Source organism: Bdellovibrio sp. KM01, assembly GCF_013752535.1.
Classification (GTDB): Bacteria; Bdellovibrionota; Bdellovibrionia; order Bdellovibrionales; family Bdellovibrionaceae; genus Bdellovibrio.
Genome location: NZ_CP058348.1, coordinates 281636 through 305700, shown reverse-complemented (window position 1 = coordinate 305700; position 24065 = coordinate 281636). Strand labels below are relative to the sequence as shown.

27 protein-coding genes and 1 pseudogene are annotated in these 24065 nt (G+C 44.3%); 10 read left to right on the top strand and 18 right to left on the bottom strand.

What is annotated here, in order from left to right:
• Positions 1-232: 232 nt before the first annotated feature.
• The 4 genes and pseudogenes from HW988_RS19230 to HW988_RS01600 form a co-directional block, all read right to left on the bottom strand.
• Positions 233-1306, bottom strand: a pseudogene (locus HW988_RS19230) (recombinase family protein); the annotation flags it as partial.
• Positions 1307-1741: 435 nt separating this feature from the next.
• Complete coding sequence (locus HW988_RS01610) at positions 1742-2536, bottom strand: replication-relaxation family protein (RefSeq protein ID WP_220128783.1); 795 nt, start codon at positions 2534-2536, stop codon at positions 1742-1744.
• A 214-nt stretch (positions 2537-2750) separates the two neighbouring features.
• Positions 2751-3797, bottom strand: coding sequence for a hypothetical protein (locus HW988_RS01605; RefSeq protein WP_181605942.1), 1047 nt, complete (start codon positions 3795-3797; stop codon positions 2751-2753).
• Between the two features lie 80 nt (positions 3798-3877).
• On the bottom strand, positions 3878-4177 hold the full coding sequence (locus HW988_RS01600) for a hypothetical protein (protein ID WP_181605941.1): 300 nt from the start codon (positions 4175-4177) through the stop codon (positions 3878-3880).
• Between the two features lie 142 nt (positions 4178-4319).
• Between HW988_RS01600 and HW988_RS01595 the strand changes: the two genes are divergently transcribed.
• Entirely contained in the window at positions 4320-5132 is an 813-nt protein-coding gene (locus HW988_RS01595) for a TIGR02147 family protein (RefSeq protein ID WP_181605940.1), read from the top strand.
• A 56-nt stretch (positions 5133-5188) separates the two neighbouring features.
• Here HW988_RS01595 and HW988_RS01590 read toward each other — a convergent pair whose 3' ends face one another.
• Complete coding sequence (locus HW988_RS01590; protein WP_181605939.1) at positions 5189-5407, bottom strand: hypothetical protein; 219 nt, start codon at positions 5405-5407, stop codon at positions 5189-5191.
• Positions 5408-5590: 183 nt separating this feature from the next.
• On the opposite strand from HW988_RS01590, the gene HW988_RS01585 reads away from it, so the two are divergent.
• Entirely contained in the window at positions 5591-5944 is a 354-nt protein-coding gene (locus HW988_RS01585) for a four helix bundle protein (RefSeq protein WP_181605938.1), read from the top strand.
• A gap of 14 nt (positions 5945-5958) precedes the next feature.
• Here the strand turns inward: HW988_RS01585 and HW988_RS01580 are convergent, their stop codons facing one another.
• Entirely contained in the window at positions 5959-6354 is a 396-nt protein-coding gene (locus HW988_RS01580) for an SRPBCC domain-containing protein (RefSeq protein WP_181605937.1), read from the bottom strand.
• A gap of 247 nt (positions 6355-6601) precedes the next feature.
• On the opposite strand from HW988_RS01580, the gene HW988_RS01575 reads away from it, so the two are divergent.
• Positions 6602-7027 (top strand): hypothetical protein, encoded by a 426-nt coding sequence (locus tag HW988_RS01575; protein ID WP_142698704.1) that lies wholly within the window; start codon positions 6602-6604, stop codon positions 7025-7027.
• A 46-nt stretch (positions 7028-7073) separates the two neighbouring features.
• On the opposite strand, the gene HW988_RS01570 is transcribed toward HW988_RS01575, so the two are convergent.
• Positions 7074-7529 (bottom strand): dihydrofolate reductase family protein, encoded by a 456-nt coding sequence (locus HW988_RS01570; RefSeq protein ID WP_181605936.1) that lies wholly within the window; start codon positions 7527-7529, stop codon positions 7074-7076.
• 73 nt (positions 7530-7602) lie between these two features.
• On the opposite strand from HW988_RS01570, the gene HW988_RS01565 reads away from it, so the two are divergent.
• From HW988_RS01565 to HW988_RS01545, 5 genes are all read left to right on the top strand, one after another.
• Positions 7603-7953: an ArsC/Spx/MgsR family protein gene (locus HW988_RS01565; RefSeq protein ID WP_181605935.1), complete on the top strand. Its 351-nt coding sequence runs from the start codon at positions 7603-7605 to the stop codon at positions 7951-7953.
• A 2-nt stretch (positions 7954-7955) separates the two neighbouring features.
• Entirely contained in the window at positions 7956-8510 is a 555-nt protein-coding gene (locus HW988_RS01560; protein ID WP_181605934.1) for a 3'-5' exonuclease, read from the top strand.
• A gap of 77 nt (positions 8511-8587) precedes the next feature.
• The gene (locus tag HW988_RS01555; protein WP_181605933.1) at positions 8588-10066 is read left to right on the top strand and encodes a hypothetical protein; all 1479 of its coding nucleotides are present in this window, start codon (positions 8588-8590) and stop codon (positions 10064-10066) included.
• Positions 10067-10251: 185 nt separating this feature from the next.
• A complete protein-coding gene (locus HW988_RS01550; protein ID WP_181605932.1) occupies positions 10252-10863 on the top strand; it encodes a hypothetical protein in 612 nt (203 codons plus the stop codon).
• A gap of 135 nt (positions 10864-10998) precedes the next feature.
• Positions 10999-11889: a PleD family two-component system response regulator gene (locus tag HW988_RS01545; RefSeq protein ID WP_181605931.1), complete on the top strand. Its 891-nt coding sequence runs from the start codon at positions 10999-11001 to the stop codon at positions 11887-11889.
• On the opposite strand, the gene HW988_RS01540 is transcribed toward HW988_RS01545, so the two are convergent.
• Both HW988_RS01540 and HW988_RS01535 read right to left on the bottom strand, forming a co-directional pair.
• Positions 11881-12642, bottom strand: a complete 762-nt coding sequence (locus HW988_RS01540) for an alpha/beta fold hydrolase (protein WP_181605930.1) — start codon at positions 12640-12642, stop codon at positions 11881-11883. The two genes, HW988_RS01545 and HW988_RS01540, sit on opposite strands and share 9 nt — an antisense overlap.
• A gap of 32 nt (positions 12643-12674) precedes the next feature.
• Complete coding sequence (locus tag HW988_RS01535) at positions 12675-13037, bottom strand: hypothetical protein (protein WP_181605929.1); 363 nt, start codon at positions 13035-13037, stop codon at positions 12675-12677.
• A gap of 171 nt (positions 13038-13208) precedes the next feature.
• On the opposite strand from HW988_RS01535, the gene HW988_RS01530 reads away from it, so the two are divergent.
• Entirely contained in the window at positions 13209-14258 is a 1050-nt protein-coding gene (locus HW988_RS01530; protein WP_181605928.1) for a nitronate monooxygenase family protein, read from the top strand.
• Here the strand turns inward: HW988_RS01530 and HW988_RS01525 are convergent.
• From HW988_RS01525 to HW988_RS01505, 5 genes are all read right to left on the bottom strand, one after another.
• Positions 14247-14687 (bottom strand): DUF1398 domain-containing protein, encoded by a 441-nt coding sequence (locus tag HW988_RS01525; protein ID WP_181605927.1) that lies wholly within the window; start codon positions 14685-14687, stop codon positions 14247-14249. The two genes, HW988_RS01530 and HW988_RS01525, sit on opposite strands and share 12 nt — an antisense overlap.
• Positions 14674-14868: a hypothetical protein gene (locus HW988_RS01520; RefSeq protein WP_181605926.1), complete on the bottom strand. Its 195-nt coding sequence runs from the start codon at positions 14866-14868 to the stop codon at positions 14674-14676. Before HW988_RS01520 ends, HW988_RS01525 begins: the two co-directional genes overlap by 14 nt.
• 11 nt (positions 14869-14879) lie before the next feature.
• Entirely contained in the window at positions 14880-15734 is an 855-nt protein-coding gene (locus HW988_RS01515) for a class I SAM-dependent methyltransferase (RefSeq protein WP_181605925.1), read from the bottom strand.
• Positions 15735-15799: 65 nt separating this feature from the next.
• Positions 15800-17155 carry a beta-sandwich domain-containing protein gene (locus HW988_RS01510; protein ID WP_255490150.1) on the bottom strand — a complete coding sequence of 452 codons (1356 nt, stop codon included), beginning with the start codon at positions 17153-17155 and terminating at the stop codon, positions 15800-15802.
• A gap of 31 nt (positions 17156-17186) precedes the next feature.
• Positions 17187-18635, bottom strand: coding sequence for a murein L,D-transpeptidase (locus tag HW988_RS01505; RefSeq protein ID WP_255490149.1), 1449 nt, complete (start codon positions 18633-18635; stop codon positions 17187-17189).
• A gap of 341 nt (positions 18636-18976) precedes the next feature.
• Between HW988_RS01505 and HW988_RS01500 the strand changes: the two genes are divergently transcribed.
• Positions 18977-19483: a pyridoxamine 5'-phosphate oxidase family protein gene (locus tag HW988_RS01500; RefSeq protein WP_181605923.1), complete on the top strand. Its 507-nt coding sequence runs from the start codon at positions 18977-18979 to the stop codon at positions 19481-19483.
• Positions 19484-19496: 13 nt separating this feature from the next.
• On the opposite strand, the gene HW988_RS01495 is transcribed toward HW988_RS01500, so the two are convergent.
• From HW988_RS01495 to HW988_RS01480, 4 genes are all read right to left on the bottom strand, one after another.
• Positions 19497-20309, bottom strand: coding sequence for an SAM-dependent methyltransferase (locus HW988_RS01495; RefSeq protein WP_181605922.1), 813 nt, complete (start codon positions 20307-20309; stop codon positions 19497-19499).
• A 279-nt stretch (positions 20310-20588) separates the two neighbouring features.
• Complete coding sequence (locus HW988_RS01490) at positions 20589-20855, bottom strand: hypothetical protein (protein ID WP_181605921.1); 267 nt, start codon at positions 20853-20855, stop codon at positions 20589-20591.
• A 148-nt stretch (positions 20856-21003) separates the two neighbouring features.
• Complete coding sequence (locus HW988_RS01485; protein ID WP_181605920.1) at positions 21004-22728, bottom strand: DEAD/DEAH box helicase; 1725 nt, start codon at positions 22726-22728, stop codon at positions 21004-21006.
• A gap of 7 nt (positions 22729-22735) precedes the next feature.
• Complete coding sequence (locus HW988_RS01480; protein ID WP_255490148.1) at positions 22736-24013, bottom strand: DEAD/DEAH box helicase; 1278 nt, start codon at positions 24011-24013, stop codon at positions 22736-22738.
• Positions 24014-24065 lie beyond the last annotated feature (52 nt).

Here is a 24065-nt window from a genome sequence, read left to right as displayed (position 1 = left end):
TATTTATTTCCGTTAGACGTTTATAGAACAATTCCGCAGATAGATCCGGCGGTAACTCTTCTATTCTTTGCATGATGTTCTGAGCCTTCTTGTCATGGCTTTTTATCTCAGAGGAAACAGCTTTAAGTCTTGATTCCACCAAAGGCAGCTCTTTGTTATTGGAAATCTCATACGCAGCAATAGCACTTTTAATTAGTGAGGGCTGACTCAAAATACTTTTGAGCGATGCCAAAATCATATCTTCGAACTTACCAGCTCGAACTCTCTGGATCTGACACTTGTGTTTCGGTGCTCCGACGGCATTTAAAGTTCTATTGTGATCATAGTAGTGGTGCTTTTGAGTTTTTCCATGAGCACTCTTGCCATTCAAGTGACGACCACAATCGCCACAAATGATCTTTCCCGTTAACGGATAGGGATAAGTCTTCCAATCGTTCGGCTTGAATCTTCTTCTATTGGACTCGAGTATCTTTTGCACAACCTCAAAGTCTTCGGCATTAATAATTGCGGACCATGATGCTTTCACTTGGCGTATATCACCACGCTTCTTATTGATCTCTCTCATGCCTATAAGGGTCGCGTTGGTTAAAAGATGATGAAGACTTGCCACCGTAAACTTGTTTCCGCCTCGTGATTCACCTTTTGAATTAATATAGGCCTTCGTGCGCACGCCCATTGCATTCAACTTCAAACAAGTCTGACGAAGGTTCTTCGTTTCTAAGAACACTTGGAAAATCATCTTAATCGACGATGACTCTTCTTCATTTATCAAAAGATTTCCTGGATTTTCTGGATTGCGCTTGTACCCAAGCGGAATCACGCCGCCATTCCAAAGGCCTCGTTCCGCACGGCTAGTAAAGTTGGCGGTGATGCGCTCGCCAGTTTGCTTGCGTTCAAATTGATTGAAGTTCACGAGGTTAAACATCATCAGCTCACCAGCAGCCGTCGTGGTATCAAACTGCTCGCGCAAGGTTACAAGTTTAACTTTGTATTCTTTGAAAAAATCCAAGAGGCTGCAAAAATCCTTAATGGATCGTGACAACCTTGATAGCTCGGATGCTAAAACTAAGTTGATTCTGCCCACACGAATATCCGAAAGCATTCTTTGGAACTCAGGACGATTCATGTCCTTGCCAGATTTGGCTTCATCACAATAGACATCAACTATCATCCCCCAATTGGGTTCTCTGCGATTTTGTCCTTCGATGTATTCTTCGGCTCGGCGTCGTTGAGAGACCAGAGAGCCTTCCAAAATTTTTGCTTGCTCCTCGGTCGATACACGTAGATATATGGCAACTCTATTCATGCGGCCTCCTTCCAAACGACCTCTTCTTGTCGGTCATTTTGTGTGGTTACTAAAAGCTTTTCCTCCTGGGATCTTAAGAGTGTTTCAATCTCAAGCAAGGCCGCTATCAGCTGCGAACGTTTGCGGTTTAATTCGCTTTCACCGATGCTGATTTGCTGCTGCTCAATCTTTAGGTCCTCTATTATCAACTAAATAGTTCCTTTGTTTTCATAAAAATACCTCCTTTAAAAAATGTTACCGATCTCTTCTAACTTCTATTCCCACTCCTTTCTTCTCTCCTTACCCATACTCTTATCCACCACTACACACTAAACTCTCTCATTCCATTCCTCTCTTGGCTTCTCCACTCCTGACCCCTTACCACCATACGTTGGGGGTGAGGGGTCAGGAGTGGAGAAGCCCGGCCTGCAGGGCCGTTGGAATGAGGGAGTTGGGTTATGAAATCAAGGACATAGGTTCTTCCATAATCTCAATTTCTTGGTCCTCGAGCCTGCTCACCCCATGATCAGAACTATGAGCAGGGGAATAGATCATAGAGTGATCAAATTGGATTCTCGTTAGTGGCATCGGTTCTTGCTTGTCAGCGAAGTAGATCTGAGGAATTTCATCCTTTAGAAAATCCGATATGGTCGAAAACAGGAGCATTTTTAGGTCAAAATTAAAACAGCTCTTAGCTATTTTGCTGATCGCTTCTTTGTCCCTAATGCTTTTTACGAAGTACCACACATGATCAAGGTTAATACTTCGGTATTCATGAAAGATGTTCTTGTATCTTAATTCACTTTTCCTGGTGAGCTCCAGCTCAATGGCCATTTTAATGTCTTTGCCTTTAATAGGTTCAACCAACAATCCGTCTGGGATGAGTTGTTCCTTAGCGTGACGATATTTATAGTTTTTAAAAGCATGGGACTTTAAATGGTACTCGGGAGTCCAATCGCTTCCCAATCCCATGGACTCAAATTTCATTCGAACGTCGTTCAAAAGAACATCATGATAGATTGTATTGCGATTTGAGAACTGCATCGACTCTTCAACTGCGAGCAGTCGTTTTCCCTTGAGTCCAAGAGTCCATGTACTTGTCCCCTCGTCCAATGGAACTGAACGACGGATGAAAGTTCCATGAGCTAGTGCTCGTAAACGTCTGAGTGCTGTGGTCTTTGCGATTGATTGGAAGTGAAGTCGGATCACTTGAGGTGTTGAAAGAACACCGTATTTCTTAAGACTTTCCAAGAGCAACAGGTCTCTTGGCTGAAGGATCATGTTAAAATTTATCTCGATTCATGCGTAACCTCCTAAGGTAATTATGTTTTCATATGGCTCCTTTCATAAAGAGCCCTAGGAAGATGATAACGATCTTAAAATTGGCAAGGTCACGAAAAAAATAAAGGCACATTTTTTTAAGTCTGTGCCTTTTGATCAATATATTGGGTTAGAAACAAGGATCTTAATCCACTATTGCAAAACACAGTTGTTCTGGAGTGGCTAGATGGGATTGCTGTAGAGTGCTGTAAGTCTGTTTATGCATATCTGGCAAACCCTCAACAAAATTCTCGCATGTTGCATCCGTTATACTTCCATCCTTAATACCCTTGAAAAGTATTCGAACAAATTCGTAGGAAGGATCTCTTAACAGGTCCTTATTGGCTGCTTCAAATCTTTTGATAGAGACGGCGATCTCTGAAGCCCTCTGAACTTGGCTTCTCGTGTAAGACCGAGCTCCAAAGTACTTATTCAAAATATCGCGATTTATATTTCCGTCAAAAATCATGCGATTCACAATGCGTACTTTCTGCTCTAAAATATCTTTTGGATCGTTTAATCGCGTACGAGCCCAGGCTAAAAGCATCTCATGTATGATAAGCCCCGCGCGATCACGAGGTTTGGCATTTCGTAACCATTTTACGTCAAATCGAACCTCGAGATCAGATTGACAAGCTACAACTTTTTGCGAACCCGCACCAACCATGCTTTGATTAATACATGCATCTGAAGTGATCTGCTTACTTTCAAGATATATTTTCTTTTCAGCTAAAGACTTGGCGATGATTCCACCTAAGCCACCAGAAAAGATATTATCGACAGCTGGTATTGCATTATCTAAAGATGCTAGATTTTTCTGCGCCAGTGGTTCCAAGGAAATGAGTTCGTTGACTGTAATTTCAATGGTTCCCTGGTTTTCGTAGAAATCAAACAAAGTTGGTCCGACGGAATTGCCTCCACCATCACTGCTTCCACCCAATGATCGCAATGCATTTTTCTCGTCGACCGAATGATCTATGGCTTTCTTTAGACTCTTTTCGTCGACTGTCAATTTATCTAACAGAGGCTCTTTTTTGTTACTAAGAACTTTTGTGAGAGTTTGATCAAAGTCCCCAGATCGAATTGAATCTTCGCTCACAGGCTTGGAGGAGGCCATGCAAACGCTGCAAGCGATTACAGAAGTCGCCAAGGCAAGAATTCTATAGGCTGTTTTATTTTGAGACAGTTTCATTGAGCCTCCAATTAAAAAGGCTGCAAGGGGGATACCACTTGCAACCTCCACTGTTTGTTCGAAAGAACTCTGACTAAGTTTTATTTGCACTCATCAATATTCATGGTCTTTAACTGACTAATTTGATTTAACTGAGAACTTTCTCCACCAGTAGCCGCGGCTATCACATAGGCGCTTTTTCTCATATCAGCCAAGCCTTGGACAAAGTAAATGCAAAGGTCTTTTGAGATTTGCCCAGAAGCAATTCCGTTACGTATAAGGCTTTCTTGGCTTTTGATCGCATCGACCTGACGTTGCGCAAAATATGGGTCTGCGGCGTGTGCCTGTGCTGAAAGTCCACCTAGAACTAAAGCCATCATTAACATTGTTTTTCTATTCATTTTTATTCTCCTTGTTAGTTTGTTTCGAGCTATCAGTGCCCGCAAAATAACTTGCTGTATAAATTTGAGATAGATCATTTTACTGAATTAATTTACTACTACTAAAGTTTTACTGCCATAATGGCGATAAGGTATTGAATTTATGGACAAATCAATATTCGATTTTTCAGACTACAGAAGCTATTTGGAGGCTAAGACAGGAGCCCCCGGAACTCGTAAAGGGGTGAAAGCGGCTATGGCAAAAGCCCTTCATTGTCAGCCAACTTATATTTCACAGGTTCTACATGAGAAGGCTCATCTAAGCCTTGAGCAGGCAGAGATACTGAATGGTTTTTTCTCTCATTCTAAAGAAGAAGCCTTTTATTTTTTACTACTCGTTCAGAAAGATCGTGCAGGAACTAAAGCTTTGAGAGAATTCTTCCAAGAGCAAATCGATGAAGCCTTGCGGAGAAGACTCGTCTTAACCAAGCGCCTCGGTCCTAAAGACGTATTAAGTGAAGTTGATCAGGCAACTTATTATAGTTCATGGATCTATGCTGCTCTTCATATTGCGCTCACGATCCCAGAGCTAAGGACAAGAGAAGCACTGTCTGATTACTTTCATTTACCCATAAGAAAAATTACCGAAGCTTTAGATTTTTTGATTAGCGCGGGGCTTGTCGCTAGCACAGGAAATGGCTATGCAGTGACCAAAGCACAAATCCGATTGGGTAATGATTCGAAGAATATTTTAAAACATCATACCAACTGGCGTCTTCAATCCGCGGAGTCCTTAGATCGAGAGCAACTTACAGACATGCACTACTCGGGTGTTGTAAGCCTCTCGAAGGCCGACGTAATTAAAGTTAAAAATATTCTTTTAGATGCAGTAAAAACATCTCAAGCGTTAATTAAAGATTCTAAAGAAGAAGAACTTTGCGCGATAGCTATCGATTTTTTCAATTTAAGAAAGTAATGCCAAAGAGCCATCCATTGGCTCTTTAAGCACTGACTAAATGGATTTGGCCTCTATCAGCGGCTTTTCTTGGCCCGATCGAGCTTATCCCATACAAATGCTTGAGAAGCCCCAATATGCTTGGCCACCTTCACTGTCGACCCCAAAACGGCCATAAGCTCCTTAAGAGCCCCTACAGACAAAGCTTTAGGTTCTGGATACGCCTCCAACTCAAAGATAACCACCGGAGAGTGTTCGTCTACTTTGTGGCTCTCTCCGCCATTTTTGCGAAGCAAAAATCCTCTATTTTCGATTTTCCATTCTCGCCGCGACGTGCGCAGCACGAGCCAAAAATTACCCACGCAAAAACGAAAATAGAAAATCGAAAATGGAAGAGTTCGAATTTCGATTATCGATAGACCTTCTTTGGCAACCAATCAGATGATAGTTCTGGCGACTTGGTTGCATCACTACTCTGTATGGCATTTACTTTTGAAAATTTGGACGTTTATAAACGCTCCCTTCAATTTGCAACTACGATCGAAGAGCTTCTCGTTGAGCATCAGGAGTCTTTTAATCGTGGCTTTGGTGATCAACTGTCTCGGGCATCTCTTTCGATTCCCCTTAATATTGCCGAAGGAAATGGGCGATGGCATCAGGGAGATAAACGCCAATTCTTTTGGATTGCTCGAGGATCTGTATTCGAATGTGTGTCACTGATCGAGATTCTTAACAGCAAAAGTTGTCTGACAGAGACTCAATACAACAATCTTAGACAAGATATGGATGCAATCGGAAAAATGCTAACCAAACTAGTCCAAGCTCACTCCTAAAAAACAGCGTCCAATTACGCCTGCTTTTCCAAATATCTTTTTATCGGATCCCAATTGTATTTGCGCCATCCCAGCTCAATAGAGGGAATCATTTGCTTTGGTACGCCTCGATGAATCAGAACAAGTTCGGTGCCGGTCTTGGATGGCTTCAAATTGAAAGTTGCCATCGAGAATATTCCATCAGGGAAGCTGTGCCCCTGCCATGCTTGGACAATTCTTTTGTTGCGAACGAGCTCCACGATGATTCCTGTTGCTTGCCCTCCATAAACCGAAAACGCGGCTCCGGCCTTCTTTCCGATAGTGGCTTTTTTTCCAGTTAAGGCTGCATACTTTTTGGAATCAGTGAGCAAACTGTAAATCACTTCAGGTGGCGCTTTAAAATGAACCTTTTGTTTTATTGTTTTGCACATCTTAATCCTCCTGTTACTCGACGTTCGGTGAATCCATTCGAAAAAAATGAACACATCGTTCCCTGCCCCTAATTCGTAAACAACCACGAGAAATCCAACAAGTGCTACAGAACGCTCATTGGAAACATTGAGACCACTGACCAGTTTTTTCCGCCTCAACCGAACAAATCAGGAAATTTGTTTAGTGAGAAAGAAATTGTGCGCAAGATGAATGCTGCTTCAACGCCAAACAAAGAAGGAAGGCAACATGATGAACACAAAGACAACGATGAAAATGAAAACGTACCAATACGGTCCTTACACTTTCAAATCTTATTTTAAAGCTGTAGGCAATGGTTGGGAAGTTGGTTTTAAACAAGGTAACCGCACTTATTGGGTGGGTAACTTTGTTCATAAAACTGAAGCGACACAATGGTGGAGCATGTTCAACAAAGAGATCATGGCTTTCTCTAAAAAATTCAACTTCTCCGCAAACATGCCGTTCGCTTGGTACTGCAATTTCCTATCTAACCACATGTACACTTGCTACTACACTTGGTTGGATAAAATGTTTAACAAGCACGAAACAAACTTCAAAAAAGCGTACACTAAAGATTTTAACCGCTACATGAAGATGAAGAAATCAAACACGATGACTTCTAAAGACACCGGATACTACTTGAAAGCTATGTAAAAACAAAAGCCTCCTAGAGATTTCTGGGAGGCTTTATTTTCGCTCTCTATTCTGGCCGATAAACGTTCATTATCGCGCCCGTGCTGAACACTTTCGACTCAACTAACTTTAGATATAAAGGTTTATCCAACTTGGCAAACAGGGCAGACCCGCTCCCTGCTGCAAGGGGATGAGTGGCAATCCAGAACTCGTCAACTAATCCCGTTTGAACCAAATTTTGTGCAAACTCCACTCCACCATGCGCTAAAAGGTCTTTCCCAGATTCATTTTTTAGTTTTGCGATTCCTTCTGCCAAGTCACCAGTGAACACTTTTGCGTCTGACCAGGATTTTGCACTCACAACCTGAGAAGGATCGAAGCCGTTACGGGAAAATGCGATCTTGGGGATTTCATTCATGTGTTTCGCCACGACTCCGGGAGCTGTGGGCCAAAAGGAGCCAAGCTGTGTGAATGCTTTTCTTCCCAACAGATGAGCACCGATATTTTCAATCTTTTCTGCCAACCACGCAGCTCCTTCGGGGCTTCTGGACTACTATGCCTTTGCCAATCCCCACCTTCCGGTATAGATAAAATGTATGTCATCATGGAAGTTCTATCACAACCCCCATTGCAGTAAGAGTCGCGAAGCCTTGGCTTTCCTTGAAGCTGAAGCTGTCGACTTTAAGACTGTGGAATACATCAAAAATCCACCGTCCCGAGGTGAATTCCGTGAATTAATCGCACAAATGACAGGTCCACTTTCTGCGATGGTGCGAACTAAAGATGTTGAATTCACCGCCGCTCCATTTGACGTAAATTCGGCAGAAGAAGTAGCACTGCGACTTTCCGAAAAACCCCAATTGATGGAGCGCCCTGTCCTGCAGGGAAAAGGCAAAGCCGTCGTAGGCCGCCCTTTGGAAAACATCAAAGAATTGATAAAGAAATAAATATGACTCAACCGGCATTCAAAATTCTATCTTTCACGGGAAAGATTCACCTAATTAATACCGACCACGAACTCCAAGCCGCGGCAAGTGCGCTTGAATCCGCGAATGAGTTGGGTTTTGATACGGAAACGCGGCCCGCGTTTAAAAAGGGCGAAGTGCATCAGGTTGCTTTGTTACAGTTGGCGACGGATACCGACGCCTATGTCATTCGCCTTAAACACATCAGAAATTTCGGAATGATTAAAAATATTTTCGAGAATCCCAACGTAATCAAAGCCGGTGTCGCGATCAGAGACGACATCAAAAACCTGAACAAACGTTTTCAGTTTGTTCCCGATGGCTTCGTGGAGCTGCAGACGCTTGCAAAAACCAAGAACCTGAATAACTTTGGCCTAAAGAGTATGACCGAAGAAGTTCTGGATGGAACGATCACCAAAGGCCCCAAGACGACGAACTGGGAAGCAAACGAACTGACTCATAAGCAGATTCTGTACGCAGCAACCGATGCGTGGATTGGCCTAAAGCTTTATCAAAAGATTTCGTCTATTCATATTTAGTTTAAATGTGAATTACACCCTTTTATGTTGAATCCCCAAAAGGCCTTGTGGTAGCTGATTACCACTCGGGGGTGTTTATGAGATTCCAGGCTATCTTGTCGCTATTCTTGTTCATTACTACAGCGTCTGCGGTTGCAGCCCCGACTCTTCAGGAGAAACTGACTGAACAGTGGAAACGTTATGATCAAGCTCGCGCCTTATTGCTAGAGCAAGTTCAGAAAACTGATATCCCGGCTTCTCAACGTGCGATCTCTCGTGAAGCTTGGGAGAAAATCCTTCAACTTCCGGAGGACTATGCTTTCACTCCGCAAGATCTTTCTGATTTAGAAAATATCCAAGCTCGTCGCATTCAAATCGCGAAAGAAAAAGCCAAGCTTGAATCCATTATCAATTTGGATCGCATTCGCGCTAAAAAAACTGCCAAACAGTTCTGCGAGAAAATCCCCAAAGGAGGCATGCTTCATATCCATCCGGGCGGAACATTAGATCGTGCTCTTGCGGCAAAGTTGCTAGCAGATGTGAACGCTAAGATTGAAGCGGAAGAATTGATTAAGCATATCGACAGCACGGGTGGTAACTCTATGTTATTCCCAGAAGAGCGTGCGTGGCTGTCACAAATCCCCGCCGATGCGAACTATCTGACGTTGTCACCCGAGGACCAAAAGACATTTTCTAGCTACTTGTTCCTACCTCCCGGAAAACAGCCTTTTCCAAGATTCAATAGTGTTTTTTCATTCTTGGGATATGCATTTCCCGAGTGGGAACAATACGATCAGGTTCTACTGAACTTCGCACAAAAAGCAGTTCGCCAAGGCGTTCTTTACGCCGAACTAACTACCAGCACGAGTGATGATTTATTTAAAGCCATCGCAGTCGTGGAACAGCAGACTGGGCTTGTCATTCGCGTGAACAATGCATTTAACCGCACACGTGACTTGGATACTTTGGATAATGGACTTCAAGCCCTCTTAAGTTACCCGGGGAACATCCACCTTGTAGGTATCGACTTTTTGGATAACGAAGGTACAAATCCTGCTTTGGAAAAAGGTCAAATTTTATACGGAACGCTTTTACATAAAAGCATGACAGGTCAATCCAAACTCCGCCGCACAATGCACTCGGGAGAAATCGGCGATATTCGCAATCCTCGTGATGCAATGATTATGGGAGCAGAACGCCTTGGTCACGGAGTGAATCTTGCGAAAGATCCGGTAGCTTTGGAATATGCCGCGAAAATTCATGAGCCCATCGAGATCAATCTTTCAAGCAACCTGCGCCTAACAGACGTTGAGAAAATATCAGAGCATCCGTTTTTGAATTACCTGCGCCTGGGATTACCCGTAAGCCTAAGCACGGATGACGAAGGAATTTTCGATATCGACATAAATCACGAATGCCAAATCGCGATTGAACAAACGGATGTGACATATTCAGAGTTAAAAAAGATGGCGTATAATTCCATCAGCACGTCATTTGCCTCGGAATATGATAAACAGTCCCTCATCAGGGCTTTATCCAAGAGATTCCACCAATTTGAAAGAAGCCACGGCTACTAATAACTCCTTTCACTCTGTTTTCTTTTAGATTACGTAAGTAACCTTCTCGGGCCATGCGCAGCTTTAATTCGGCGGCCACCTTAAGTTCTTGCTTCCCAGCTCTAATAAACACGATTTAGGGTCAGATTTAGAGGCACGGAAACTGCTAAATCAGCGTCGGAACATAAAATCTAAAGGAGAATTATATGAAGACGCTTGTTTTAGGCCTAGCTATGTTAGCCGCGACCCCGGTTTTTGCTAATACGACGGTCGTAGTTACGACAACTACTAAAACCGTGACGACAATTGAGATCGTTCAGACCGAGCAAGGAGAGAAGCTTGAACGCTCTTATCCAGAATATACGTGCGACTTAAATACACCGGATATTAGCGCATATGAACGCGCAATTTCCTTGGGAAGCTCGTACGGTCGCGCTGAGGAATTGGCAAGATTAGCAAGCCGCTGTGAGCTCAGCATGGATGCGTTCGCAAGAGCAATCCGCAGTGGTGCATCATATGCTCGTGCACAGGAAGTCGGTATCCTAGTAGCAAATGGTCGCTTAAGTATTAATGTCTTTGAACGAGCACTTTCAAAAGGTGCTAGCTATGGACGAGCACAAGAATTAGCTATGAAAGCAGCTGTAGGACAATTTGATATCAACGCATTTGAAAAAGCCGTTAGCTTAGGTGCATCTTACGGGAGAGCCCAAGAAATTGGAGAACTATCTGCGCAGAATCGCATCGATATGTACGTGTTTGAAAGAGTCATTAGAACAGGCGCTTCTTATGAGCGCGCACAAAGAATGGCTCTTCGTTAACATGATTGATATGTCCATCAGAGCCTATGAAACTCTGATGGACATAAAGTATTGCTCAGATATTCGCCTCATTCCGAGAAGACTCTCACCTATAAATTATTCCTTACTTCTCTTTAATGCCCAAAGCTTCAGCTTATGCGAATAATTTTCGATAAGTTCTTCGTGACAACGAAGCCACTAAAAATACTTCACATAGATGACTCCTCTATCCTGCGCAAAACAGTCAGCCGTGGCATGGAAGAATTTAAAAACAATTATGAACTCACTCAAGTGGGTTCAGTTGATGAAGCGTTGGAACTTCTGTTCTCGGGAAAACAATTCGATGTGATTCTAACAGACTGGTTGATGCCCGGAAAAAGCGGCTTCAATTTATTGTGCATCTTGAAATCACACCCGGCCTATCACAGACTGCCCGTGTTTTTCTTAACTTCAGAATATGAAAACTCCAGCTTGGTGACGGCGGTTACGTACGGAGCTGCTGGTCTTTTGAAGAAACCGACAACTGCTCCCGAAATCCACTCTTACTTGCAAAAAAGAATTTCCGTCATCAACGAATCCAAGATTCCAAAATCAGATTCATTTCCGAATGAAGCCAGACAATATCTGAAGGAGATTCAGCACTTTTTACCCTTAAAAAATGCCTTGGACCTTTCTGGCTGCCTTCAGAGCATTCAGGAATTGGGCGTAAAAGCCAGATCAGCTACGTGGCCGTTACTTGCGGAGTACTCGCAAAAAATTGACGATACAATTGGCATGGCTTTAAACAAAGATCAGCGACTACTTACTCCGCTCTCGGAAATTATAAAAGAGTATGTTTCCTTTATCGAGCAATCGATAAAATCAACAGAAAGCGGAAAGCCTCATCCGCCTCTTCCAGAACATCTTGATAAGGATCTTAAGACTTATCTGATAAGTTTGGATGCGATTCTGATTCCTTGGGAAGTGATCACTGAACTTCAAAAGCACCTGAATCCTGAGGGACAGGCGATTTTAGACAACTATATAAATTCCAAGAAATCAGGCTAGAAAGTTCCGAACCAAATCAAGAACGACGGGTTGCTGTTCCCGGTGCGGGACATGACCACAATCTTTAAGTAAATGCATTTCACTGACACCACCCGCAAGCTCACTGATCATTTCTGGAAATTTGCGTGATCCGTATTCATCGCGATCTCCGTGAATTGCCATGACGGGACATTGCACCAAGGGCAGATCTTTTCTTAAACTCCAGGAGGAAAAATCCTTCGAAAGCCATACGTCAATCCACGCACTTAAAACCCATTCTGTTTTATCACCGTGATATTTGCGCAGCCTTTCAATCATCTTGGGATCTTTGAAATCTTGGGCGGCTTTAGAAATTCCTGCGACAGTCACGTCTTCAACGAAGGCCTGGGTGGACTCGGTGATCACAGCGGTCACGTTGTCAACGTATCGCGCAGCCCAGGCAATCGCCATTGCTCCGCCCACACTGTGACCGAACAAACTACACTTAGAAATACCGAATGCCCTTAGCAGGTGAGGAAAAATATCCGACTCTTCTTCGATGAAATGGATCGATGGTAGATCGGCTCTTTTGTCGGAACGACCAAATCCCAGGCGATCATAAGCAATCACCGGTCGCTTCAAGGACTCACTCAAGACTTGGGGAAAGTCCCTCCACAAATCCACGCATCCCAGGGAATCATGAAATAAAATGATAGGCGCAAGACCCTCTGTTCGTTCCGGAGTCCATGAATTCGCATATACTTTTCCACCGGGAACATTCACAAACAATTCCATGGGAAAACCGTATCACGAATTAAGATCGATCACTAATTTTTAAAGCATTCCAATTTGTAAATCAAAGGGCCATTCACTGTAGAAAGTTGCAAGCGGCCGTCTTTAGAGAAGTCTGCTGTTGAAACAGATCCTTTTGTATAGTTAGGAGCCTCGATGATACTAATACGAAACGGACCTTCCTTTGGCCCGTTTAAAATAAAAGCGCGTTCTTCAAGATCCGCCGACAACACGATGTGTGCGGCATTCTCAACCTCAACGGCCATCGGAACTTTATTCTGCCTGGAGCTTCCATCAGAAAATGACTCGTAAACTTGAGCTGTGCATTCAATATTATAATTTCCCGCGAATGCCGAGACAGGCAACAAAAGCAATAGACCTAAGAATACATTCTTCATAGAAACTCCAACCGAACGCGTGCACATCCTTGGCCCGCTTGAATTAGTCTCCCGGTCATTTCCGAAAATATCAATCCTACATTTTCGATTTATTTGATCCAAATCAGATCCTAAGGCCAAGAACATAAATCCCATGACTTAGACGGCGTTCAGGATGAAAATTGAATCATCATGAATCTTTTAAAAGAACTCGGCATTGAAAAACCTTTGATTCTGGCTCCAATGGCAGGCGGTCCTTCGACTCCTCAGCTGGTTGCGGCAGCGTCAAATGCGGGAATCTTGGGATCACTGGGCTGTGCCTACGAAGCTCCCGAGCAGATTCATGAAACTATTCGTAAAACCAAAGAACTTACGACAAAACCCTTTGCAGTAAACTTATTCGCACCGCAAGCAGATCCGATTCTTTCACAAAGCCAGATTGAGGCCGCAACGGCGGCACTTGCCCTCTACAGAAAAGAACTGGAACTGAATTCAGCACCATCTTTGAAACCGCCATTTTCATATGACTTTGACAAGCAGTTTGAAGTTGTTCTAAAGGCAGCTCCTGCTGGATTTAGTTTCACTTTTGGTCTGATATCTAAAGACCATATAAATGCCTGCAGATCCCACAAGATTGTCACCATGGGAACCGCAACCACTTTGGAGGAAGCTCTGCTACTTGAAGATTTGGGAGCTGATGCGATCGTGGCCCAAGGGGTGGAAGCCGGGGGACATCGCGGGCTTTTTTCGACGGAAACTCCAGATCCGTTGATTGGAATATTGGACCTGACAAAATCCATCGTAAAGAACACTAAAATTCCGGTAATTGCAGCGGGTGGCATCATGGATGGTCAAGGCATTCGCGCAGCCCTTACGGCCGGAGCACAAGTGGCTCAAATGGGAACTGCATTTCTTTTGTGTGATGAAGCGGGAACTTCAGCACCCTATCGGCAGGCCCTCACTGATTCGCCACCTGATGCGACCAAATTGACTCGCGCATTCTCAGGGAGAATCGCCCGTGGAATCGAAAATCGCTTTATGCGCGAAATGGAAAACAAGAAAGAAAGCATTCTGCCTTTTCCGGCTCAGAATAATTTCACCAGAGACATCAGAAACAAATCGGCGCAAATGGGAAAATCAGACTTTCTTTCATTGTGGGCGGGAAGTAATTTTTCAAGAATCAGGAAAATGCCCACCAAAGAACTTGTCGAAGTCCTTTGGCAAGAATACCTATCCAACTAAGGATTCTTTGATTTCAACAGCGGGATATTCCTCAAGATAAGACTCTCCATTGGCACCGCAATAGTTCACCTGGCGACGAGAGAAATCCACTTCATATTTCACGACCCCGGCTTTCCAAGTTGAATCCAGGAATTCCGGAAAAGTACTGTTACCTGCTTGATCGGTGCGAATTGCTTTGATCAATGCATCTTTATCAAAACTCGGTACGGAATGAGTACCCGTTACTAAAGGTGTTCCTTGCTGAACCACACCGCCCTCTTTCATCAGATAAACCGATTGGCACGAGGGCAACGACCAAATATTTTTTAAAATACCAGCTTGTCTTAGCGCCTCTGCAAGATAGGGAAATCCACCAACTTTAGGACGAACAGACATGGCACGCTTTTGCGCTTCTACTAGTTTCTCGATGTTTTTATTAGTGTTTGCCATCGGCTTCTCCCATTTTTTTTAAAACCATTTCAATCGTTTCTGAATCCACATTCGCACGCTTCATCAGTGCCTTCACTTTGCCAAAGTCATCGGAATCAATCGCTTCGAAGAAGTCGTCTATCTTACCGATTTCAGCGATCTTCTCTAAAACTAACGTTCCTTCAAAGTCCTGCTCATCCATCGCGACCTCACTTAAACCGTGGCAATTAAAAATTCTTCGCCAGGCGATGGTTCAAGTCCATCCGCACGGCCTTTAAAATACTTTTCAATAACTTCTTCTCGGGACACATGTTTCGCAGTTTTAAAACCAGCCTCCAAAGCCAAAGCAACGGCCTCCGGTGGTTTAAAAAAACTGACAAACGGCGTGCCTGCGGCTTTTGCAGCCGCATAGACTCTTTCATGACCCGGGCGATCTTCTGCTGGCAACATTTCTAATGGAAGCATAAAGGTCATCGCAAATGTCGTTCCCGGGGCCATCTGGGAAATTTCCGTCATCATGGCTTTGTTCGTTTCACGATTCAGATACATAGAGACACCCGTTGATGTGACCACTGCTGGCTTTTGATCATTGAAGCCGTGCTGAGAAATTTTTTTTCTCCAGGATTCACCCGATTCGAAGTCGACCGGTACCAAAACCAAATTTTCAGCGATGCCGAATCCAGTTTCTTCCAGACGTTTTCGTTTCCAGGCTTGAGTGTCAGGTTGATCGATTTCAAAAACTTTCACCTTTACGGCTAAATCAGGACGGCGCTGAGCAAAGGTATCCAATCCCGCACCTAAGATGACGTATTGATCGATTCCATTTCCAATTTTTTCTTCAACGATATCTTCGAACAAACGAGCTCGTCCCACAATCGAGGCTCGGTAGCCACGAGTTCCCATTGGATGCATGTCCCCACGATTTTTCCAGCCATCTTCCGGTGCGATTAACTTTAAACCGACCGTATCGACAAGCACTGAAGGAGCTGAATCAAGCTCCACGTGCAGCGCACGCCAAAGCGCAACTCGAACAGCCGTATGATCAGGAATTACTTTCGCTTGAGACATGCATATAAAATAAAAAAGCTGCGGTCGTTTGGCAACCGCAGCTTCGGGGTGGTCTGGACAGACTCTTAACGGAATAAACGATAGCCAAAGGTCTGTTCAGCCAGGATATTTAGATATCTGGCAGCAACAGCTTGTGGATACTCCCCGTTGGAGTTGTATTTTCCTTGGAACTCAACAATCAGCTGATAGCGTTGTTCCACGTCCATCATTTTTACTTCAACCTTCAAAGCATTTTCCGCAACCATGAATGCGTAAGCACTCATGCTTTTGCTGGTTTCTTTCAAGAACTCACCGTCTTTAGCCGAGATGTAGTTTTTGTAGTGTTTGATACCTTCGTTATCGGCATCACGGAAAGACAAATTCGCCGCGCCGATTTCTTTACGATATTGATCTGGAGCATAGTCACGAACTCTTGTCGTCAATTTTTCATATAATCCGCGAGCCCGAGCGTCTGCCGGCATAGATTGAAGCTTCTTAGCGAAATCAGTTGAGATTTTGATCAATGTGTCACTTGGGAATTTGCGACAAGGAAGTTCATTTTGAATTGCAATCATCATCACGTCGTTACCTGCTTGCAGCAAATCACGGTATGCTGGTTCTGATACACCCCCAACGCGAACGTTGTTGTATTGATCAGCAAAGAAATTGATCAAAGTGATCAAATAGTTAAGCGTCGTATAAGAGCCACCTGATTTAATTGTCGAAACGAAATCGCGAACTTGTTCCTTCAACTGGTTACCAGCAAATTTTTCCTGAACAGATCCGGGAGCGGCACCTTCCGCACGACCTACCCACAATTGCACTGGATCCAACTTATCTTTTAACAACGAATCCAGACTGCGTTTGCATGAAAATTCAGGCACACGATTCGCCAATGCCAAACGAGGAGCTTCTTTCGTGGAGTATGCAATGATATCCACAGAAGATTCCCCACCCATAGCCTCAGCCAAGATTTCAACTGCTACAATATTTGTTTGAACATTCAGAATTTCCGAACTGACAGCGGCAGAACCATCATCGATATTAATACCTGTTAGCAAACGCAAAGGCACACGGTCATTTTTATCTGTCACTAAGCTTGCAGAGTAAATTTTTGAACGACCTAATTTTGATTTTAGCTCAATACGAACCAATGGGATCGCCTTAACCAATTCCAGTCTGTAAACCTCGCCGCCACTTTGTCTGGTAACAGAATCAACTTTTCCCACACCGGAATACTGATTTTCAGTCGGTGGTTGAGTCGGTTGTGTTGGTGGAGCTGGAGGCTTAGGCAGTTGTCCATTGCCTTTATCCGGCTTAGCTTTATCAGAAACACTTTCTGAAGCTCCCGGTTTTGCCGGTGCCGCTGCATGGTTAGTCGGTGCCGCACTTGCCATTTGAGCGCTGGCTAGAAATAAAAGTAACATCTTACCGTAATGCATTTGAAACCCCTTTTCATCCTTCAGTTTGATTTTAATTTAAGCCCCAGTATTGACTGCTTTCTTCTCCCACAAAGAGCGGGGAAAGATACGACTTAATCGTCGCATTCTGACCATAGATATCGTCGACAAAACGTACGACTCCATCTGAGCTCATCATCGAAGTAAGATAGGCTGTGTACACTGGTGTTTGCTTAGCTTTCGGTACTGGAATCTCGGTGGACTTACTTAACACTTCGCCTGGACGAGCCACCATCGATTCGATAGTTTTGCGATCCCAAGCTGTGTCTTCCAGTAAGTACTCGGCCAAATCAAATGGCTTTTCCAAGCGCATGCAACCGCTGCTGAGCTGCCGCATGGGCACGTCGAAAAGTTCCCTTTGATTGGTGTCATGAAGATAAATCAAGAATCCATTGGTTAAATCGAATTTCACAACACCAAGAGCATTCCCCAAGTGAGGCAACTGACGGATGCTGATGTCGTAACTGACGCGACCCTGACTTAAAGCCATCCAATCAATCGAGGTTGGATCAATACGACGTTTCCAGTCGCCGGACCACACTTCATAGTGATGGGAATCAAAGTACTCGCGAATCTGCGCTTTCGTTAAAACCTTCAAATCGTTGACTTTGTCTTCACTGAAGATCGTGGGTGGCACGGTCCAGTATGGATTCAAAATCACTTTGACGATCAAATCCCGCATAGTCGGTGATTTGCGAGAAGGTCGGCCATTGACCGTTCTGAAACTCATCACACGCTGATAATCTGGGTTGGACGTATCCATTAAGATGAAATACGACATCGCAAGATTCACGAAGATATAGCGATCTTCAAAGTACTGCGGGAACCAGCGCATTTTTTCCATATCGACTTGCAACTGACGTACGCGTTCCTGACAAGGAACACTTAAGAACTGCCATACTTTGCCTTTTGGAGAAATTTCCCCGTCAGGCTTGATACGCAGATTCCATTGAATATCGGTGATAGCATTCAGTAGGTCACCGTCAAAAACGTCGTCGGAATTAGACATTTTATAGCCCAAGATCGTCAGACGCCTTTTGATTTGCGAGATCACCGGATTTTTTGAATACAGTCTAAGCGACGTATTCACAGGAACGATCTCCGACCAAGTTCCATTAGTGCATGCAGGATAAACTTTCACGAACCCCTGACGTACGGATTGATAGGGAGCATTTTGTGGTGCCACCTCGTCAACCAGGCTTTTGGCGTCGTTGCCCGTAGCAAGAACGATCGCACGAAGCTGTTTGGGTGTTAGAAAATCTTTTTTTACGAACTTAACATCGTAACCCACAAATTGTGGGTTAACACTTCCACCATAAAGGTGATTCAGCATTCGAAGATAGGCTTGGTTCGCTGCCGCACGAACGTTTGCTCCCTTGGAATACTTGGATTCCAGACTGTCCGTCCAATAAAGTTTTGGATTCAGGCCATGCTTCCAGCTTTCTTTAATAGCTGCGCGCATATCTCCGATTGAAATATTTGAAATGACCGTTTCATAGTCAAGTGGCTCAGCCGGCCTTGGCTTAGCACTGGTATGCAGTTGTGCCCACGCGAGCGCGGGTAACAGTAGCAACGCGACTAGAATTCGGTTCGCAAAACGAACGACTTCCATGTTGTTTCCCCTCAGTGAAGGACCTCAGACTAGGCGTCTCCATTTTGGAAGGGAAAATATTTTGGATTTACGTGCAAAATCACAATCGATCTTTGTCTGGGAATCAGGCAGCTGACAAACCTGTGTAGAAAGTCACCTTGGTGAGGACACAAGTTTCGCGCGATAATTTTTTATGAAGACTAGGAGGCCTCATGGAAGATAACACAACAAACTCCATTCCCGAAATCAAGAAGCTTGGAGATTTAATCCGAGATATCAAAATCGCGATGCTGGTCACAGTTTCCGGTGGCAATAGTTTGCATAGCGCACCCTTGATGACACAGGAAGTGGATTTCGACGGCAGTCTCTGGTTTATCATTTCCAAAGCTTCGCAAAAGGCCTCTGACATTCACAACGAAAATCGCGTCAATGTTATTTACTCCGGACACAGCAAGTATATTTCCGTGACGGGTGTAGCAGAGCTCGTCGACAATCAGCCAGATAAAGTTCGTGAGCTTTGGTCAAAAGCATACGAAGTATGGTTTCCACAAGGCCCCAATGATCCCAACGTACAGCTTTTAAGAATTGATATTGAGAAGGCCGAGTACTGGGAAGGACATTCAAACCCCGTTGCCAAAATTCTGGAGTTTGTGAAACTAACCACTGGCTCCCGTCACATTAAGATGGGCAATCACGGGGAGCTGAATTTAAGACACTAAAACTTAAGACTTATTAGGCGGACCTTGTGCGGAATACGCACAGGTTTCCGCTGTCGTATTGCTTTGGCTGAGACCAATTCTCTCTCGCCGCTACATCTAACAGCCACTTTCTGGCATTTCCTTTAGTAACAATCACGATGGATTTTCTGCGACTGATTTCAATTAATTGATCCAAGACGTATTTGTAGGTCTCTTCACTGAAAGGATCATAGAGATAGTAAACCTCTGCCTCAGGAATCGAGAACTCTTCTAAAGACAAATCCTGAATTTCGAATTTAACGTGTTCATGCAATTGAAAGCGTTCAGCCGTCTTTGCAGAAATATGAACTCGATGGGGAACATATTCATATCCCACGAAGTTGATATCGGGTCTAAGCAGTCCCACAACCAAACCGACTCGGCCATAGCCAGAACCCAAATCGACAAATCGCGCAGAATCGGCAAGCTGCAGATGATTGAGCGCCGTTAATACCGTCGAGTATCCGGACTGCACACCCACGCCCGCCCCCTCGTAAAGGCGCTCCCCACCATCAATCGTCTCGATTTTCATTCCGGCATCAGCTTCGTAATTAAGTTCAAAAACTTCATCCAGCCGATCGAAAGTTCTATAAAGCGAAATCCCGGTCGGCTGCCAGCTTTCTTCTTCCGCGAAGAGGGCTGACATCTGAAGCAAAGAAGAATGGGAAAACTCGCGCTGTTCAAGAGCTGGGCGAGTTCGGATATACTCAATCACTGCAACTTCTAAACGATGCAGATGTTCTTTTAATTCTTTAAAACCCTTAAGCTCGATTTCCTCCAAATAAGATCGGAAAAAGCTTAAGCGCATGAGTTCTTTTCTAAAAAAAGACTCCAAGAAGATCGGAAGAACCGGAGCTGCTCCATTCTGTTTGCGATAGAGCCAATGAGATTCGGTTATGAAAGGAATGGCCGTTTGGGAGAAGGCGGCAAGCACATAGACTTCCGCCAAATTCTGAGTGTTCAGAAACTGGAGATCAGAAAAAAAAGAAGGACCTCTTCTTAGGAGGTCCCCAAAGGCCTTTTGAGCTTGGGTCATCTCAGAAGGCTAACAGTGATCTATATCTTCAGCAAGAAGACATATTTTCAATTATAAGCCACCGTTTTCTTTAGTTCTTACTTCACATTTAGCCTTCACAGTTTCGAATCCTCTGTAATTGACGAAAACTCGCTCAGTACAGATCTCCTCAACTGCGCACTCTTGAATAAGAGTACCATCTTTGCCTAAAAGCAACGAACGATCATAGCTACATGTACTTCCTTGGATTCTTGGAATTTCATCAAATTTAGGACCAGAACCAGAGTTAGCAAGTGCAGAAGTAGAAACCAGCATAAGAGCAGCGATCATCATTTTCATAAAAAACCTCTTTCAGAAAGAAAATTGAAGGACTGACGAGAAATACCTCCGGCAAGGGGGTTTGCGCAAGGGAACAGCCGAAAATGCCACCTTTATTTGGCAAAGTTCCTTGATCGTCAAAAGTTTAGACAGAGAAAATGGGTACTTTTTACTCGAAAATCTTCTCGCGAATAGCCCAGAAGCTCTTTTGTTTTCGGGCAATTACAAACATAGGAGATCGGAACTGATCTTTAAGATTGATAGCCTCATCCGCGGACTTGATGAAGATCTTTTTGCCCGGCAGGCGCTGGTGCATACGGGTGAAGTTAAAATAAAAAGCACGACTGTCAGATGCAGAATTCAGATAGAAATATTCGGTCAAAGCTTTCGCATCGACATCATAGTATTTAACTTCCAAACGCTCATTGCCCTTTTTATCATATCCCTTGGAGTAGGTAACCGAGTCTACGCGAAGCACGTGGGCATCTTTTAATGCCATCGCCTCTTTAAGCTTTTTATCGTTATCAACTAAAACAGCCTGACAACCTTCGCAAATTCGAGCCGCGATATCATTTTCATGTCCACAATCGGGACAGCGTTTAAAGCGAAATCGAAATCCACAGGCTTCGATCTCGCCACTGACGGGATCTTGAAAGGCTCCCTTACAGCGACGTCCAAAGTGTTCTTCCACTTCGCCTTCGTGATCTTTGATACCCCAAAAATTGTTAACTGTTCCACATTCAGGGCATGGAACTTCCACCATAACGGAACCAGAAGTCGGTTTGTCATCGTCAATTTCAGGTGCAAATAGGTCATGGTTCTGACCCGTATAATCCAATATCAGACAATCAGATTTTCCCGGACTGAGTCGCAAACCGCGCCCTATAATCTGCTGATACAAACTCACAGATTCCGTGGGTCTTAAAACTGCAATAACATCCACATGAGGAGCATCAAACCCCGTCGTTAAAACCGAGACGTTCACCAGGTACTTAAGTTTGCGCTCTTTAAATGCCTCGATGATTTCGTCGCGCTCTTGAATTTCAGTGTCCCCCACCACTAACGCCGAAACATAGGGAGGCAGGCTTTTCATAATTTCTACAGCGTGATTGACCGAGCTGGTGAAAATCATAACACCATGACGTTCCACAGACATATCTACGATGTTTTTAATAATCAAAGGCGTGATCCGCTTTTGATCTTTCAATAAAGCTTCAATCTGAGCTGTGACATAACTGGTGCCATGCAGTTTCAAACTGGAAAAGTCATAACAGGCTACCGGAGAATCAATTTTCAATGGTGGCGTCAAATATTTATTCTTAATCATGTATCCAATTGAAAGCTCATAGATACATTTTTTAAAAAAGCGCTCTTCAGTCGTTTGCTGCAACTTTTTCGTCACGTGATACTGATAGATCCAGCCAAGCCCCATCCGATAAGGTGTCGCCGTCAAACCCAAGACACAAATCTCAGGATTGTGCTTTTGCAATTTGGAAACGACCTGAAAATACTGAGTCTCACCCTCCATGGAAACACGATGACATTCGTCGATAACAACCAATGAGAAATTCTGAAAGAATTCCTCCTCGGCACGAGCGATCGACTGAATACTTCCAAAAATAACTTTTTGGGAAGAATCCTTGCGCTCCAATCCCGCAGAGAAAATCCCAGCCTCCAAGCCAAAGGAAATATACTTTGCGTGATTTTGTTCGACGAGTTCTTTGACATGCGCCATGACCAGAACGCGACCCCGCGCCAGACGTGCAAGCTCGGCAATAACCAGGCTTTTACCTGCACCCGTTGGCAGCACAATCACCGCTGGCGATTTTTCTTTGCGAAAGTGCTGAAGGGTCGCTTGGACCGCTTCTTGTTGGTACGGGCGCAACTGATACATGAGAGGATTATCTACGCTTTTTAAAAGGATTTACAGAAGATTTTCCGGAACCTTTTTTCGGCGGCGGCGCGCCTTTGCCAGCCGATCTTTTAGATGCAGGTCCCGCATCAGATTTTTTGGCAAACTTTTTTGAGCGATCAATAAACTTAAATGAATGATCCACTTGTTCTTCTTTGGCCCCCTGAAGGTAGACCTTCACCTTATTGTACATACGATGATCGGAAGGCGTCACGAACGTGATCGCCTCACCATTACGGCCAGCACGCGCTGTGCGCCCGATGCGGTGTAGGAAGTCTTCGGCCTGAAATGGTAAATCAAAATTTACGACGTGATCAACGTGTGGCACATCCAATCCGCGGGCCAAAAGATCTGTCGCCACCATGATACGTATTTCGCCTTCACGGAATGCACGCACCACACGATTACGTTGCCCCTGTGAAAGTCCCCCGTGAATCAAATCCGTATCAAAGCCATAAGACTTCAAATACTCGCCAACGTTTTCACAGCTTTCCTGACTGCCCGTAAATACAATCACTCCACCGCGGGTTGCATTCAACTCATCCAACAGGCGATCGTTTTTCATGGTACGATCCAGGAACAGAACTTTTTGTTTCAAACTTTCAACCGGTGCTTCGGCTTGTTCGGAGCGAATCATCACAGCTTTAGGATGCAAGAAAAGCTGAGCGATCATATCCACGTTATGACCAAAGCTGGCAGAGAACATCAAAGTTTGACGGTTCCCGCGCAATGTCGCCTGAATATTTTTAAGTTGCGGAGCAAAGCCCATATCCAGCATGCGATCCGCTTCGTCGATCACCACATACTCGACATCCTTCAAAAGAAGCTTATTCGTCTGCAAGTGATCATTCATGCGACCGGGAGTTGCGATAATGATTTTTGGATTTTTCTTAAGCTGATTGGCTTGCTTGGAACCCGTTGTTCCGCCAATAGCCAGACAGACGGAAACTGGCATTTCTTTGCAAAGATCCAAGAACACTTCGTAGATTTGTTGCGCCATCTCACGGCTTGGAGCCAAGATAAGTGCTCTGGAGTTCGGTTTATTCGCAAGCCCCGTCAACACGGACAGCGCATAAGCTAATGTTTTACCACTCCCCGTCTGTGCAATTCCGATTAGATCAGATCCATTCATAACTACAGGAATAGCTTGGGACTGAATTGGTGTGGGTTTTTTGATGGACATTTTCTCGAGTGCCGCGAAAAGCACCGGAGACAGATTCATATCTTGGAAGGAGTTCTGACGAAGAGAAGACGTTTGGAATTTCATAAGACCCGAAGGTCTATCACAGGCGGCCTCAATCTGCACCGAGGCCGCTGCT

What these genes read in the sequence shown, in the direction of transcription:
- HW988_RS01605 (WP_181605942.1), bottom strand. Translation starts at nt 3,797, where the DNA reads ATGAAACTGTCTCAAAATAAAACAGCCTATAGAATTCTTGCCTTGGCG.
- HW988_RS01600 (WP_181605941.1), bottom strand. Translation starts at nt 4,177, where the DNA reads ATGAATAGAAAAACAATGTTAATGATGGCTTTAGTTCTAGGTGGACTT.
- HW988_RS01595 (WP_181605940.1), top strand. Translation starts at nt 4,320, where the DNA reads ATGGACAAATCAATATTCGATTTTTCAGACTACAGAAGCTATTTGGAG.
- HW988_RS01585 (WP_181605938.1), top strand. Translation starts at nt 5,591, where the DNA reads ATGGCATTTACTTTTGAAAATTTGGACGTTTATAAACGCTCCCTTCAA.
- HW988_RS01580 (WP_181605937.1), bottom strand. Translation starts at nt 6,354, where the DNA reads ATGTGCAAAACAATAAAACAAAAGGTTCATTTTAAAGCGCCACCTGAA.
- HW988_RS01575 (WP_142698704.1), top strand. Translation starts at nt 6,602, where the DNA reads ATGATGAACACAAAGACAACGATGAAAATGAAAACGTACCAATACGGT.
- HW988_RS01565 (WP_181605935.1), top strand. Translation starts at nt 7,603, where the DNA reads ATGTCATCATGGAAGTTCTATCACAACCCCCATTGCAGTAAGAGTCGC.
- HW988_RS01560 (WP_181605934.1), top strand. Translation starts at nt 7,956, where the DNA reads ATGACTCAACCGGCATTCAAAATTCTATCTTTCACGGGAAAGATTCAC.
- HW988_RS01555 (WP_181605933.1), top strand. Translation starts at nt 8,588, where the DNA reads ATGAGATTCCAGGCTATCTTGTCGCTATTCTTGTTCATTACTACAGCG.
- HW988_RS01550 (WP_181605932.1), top strand. Translation starts at nt 10,252, where the DNA reads ATGAAGACGCTTGTTTTAGGCCTAGCTATGTTAGCCGCGACCCCGGTT.
- HW988_RS01545 (WP_181605931.1), top strand. Translation starts at nt 10,999, where the DNA reads ATGCGAATAATTTTCGATAAGTTCTTCGTGACAACGAAGCCACTAAAA.
- HW988_RS01540 (WP_181605930.1), bottom strand. Translation starts at nt 12,642, where the DNA reads ATGGAATTGTTTGTGAATGTTCCCGGTGGAAAAGTATATGCGAATTCA.
- HW988_RS01535 (WP_181605929.1), bottom strand. Translation starts at nt 13,037, where the DNA reads ATGAAGAATGTATTCTTAGGTCTATTGCTTTTGTTGCCTGTCTCGGCA.
- HW988_RS01530 (WP_181605928.1), top strand. Translation starts at nt 13,209, where the DNA reads ATGAATCTTTTAAAAGAACTCGGCATTGAAAAACCTTTGATTCTGGCT.
- HW988_RS01525 (WP_181605927.1), bottom strand. Translation starts at nt 14,687, where the DNA reads ATGGCAAACACTAATAAAAACATCGAGAAACTAGTAGAAGCGCAAAAG.
- HW988_RS01520 (WP_181605926.1), bottom strand. Translation starts at nt 14,868, where the DNA reads ATGGATGAGCAGGACTTTGAAGGAACGTTAGTTTTAGAGAAGATCGCT.
- HW988_RS01515 (WP_181605925.1), bottom strand. Translation starts at nt 15,734, where the DNA reads ATGTCTCAAGCGAAAGTAATTCCTGATCATACGGCTGTTCGAGTTGCG.
- HW988_RS01510 (WP_255490150.1), bottom strand. Translation starts at nt 17,155, where the DNA reads ATGCATTACGGTAAGATGTTACTTTTATTTCTAGCCAGCGCTCAAATG.
- HW988_RS01505 (WP_255490149.1), bottom strand. Translation starts at nt 18,635, where the DNA reads ATGCGCGCAGCTATTAAAGAAAGCTGGAAGCATGGCCTGAATCCAAAA.
- HW988_RS01500 (WP_181605923.1), top strand. Translation starts at nt 18,977, where the DNA reads ATGGAAGATAACACAACAAACTCCATTCCCGAAATCAAGAAGCTTGGA.
- HW988_RS01495 (WP_181605922.1), bottom strand. Translation starts at nt 20,309, where the DNA reads ATGCGCTTAAGCTTTTTCCGATCTTATTTGGAGGAAATCGAGCTTAAG.
- HW988_RS01490 (WP_181605921.1), bottom strand. Translation starts at nt 20,855, where the DNA reads ATGAAAATGATGATCGCTGCTCTTATGCTGGTTTCTACTTCTGCACTT.
- HW988_RS01485 (WP_181605920.1), bottom strand. Translation starts at nt 22,728, where the DNA reads ATGTATCAGTTGCGCCCGTACCAACAAGAAGCGGTCCAAGCGACCCTT.
- HW988_RS01480 (WP_255490148.1), bottom strand. Translation starts at nt 24,013, where the DNA reads ATGAAATTCCAAACGTCTTCTCTTCGTCAGAACTCCTTCCAAGATATG.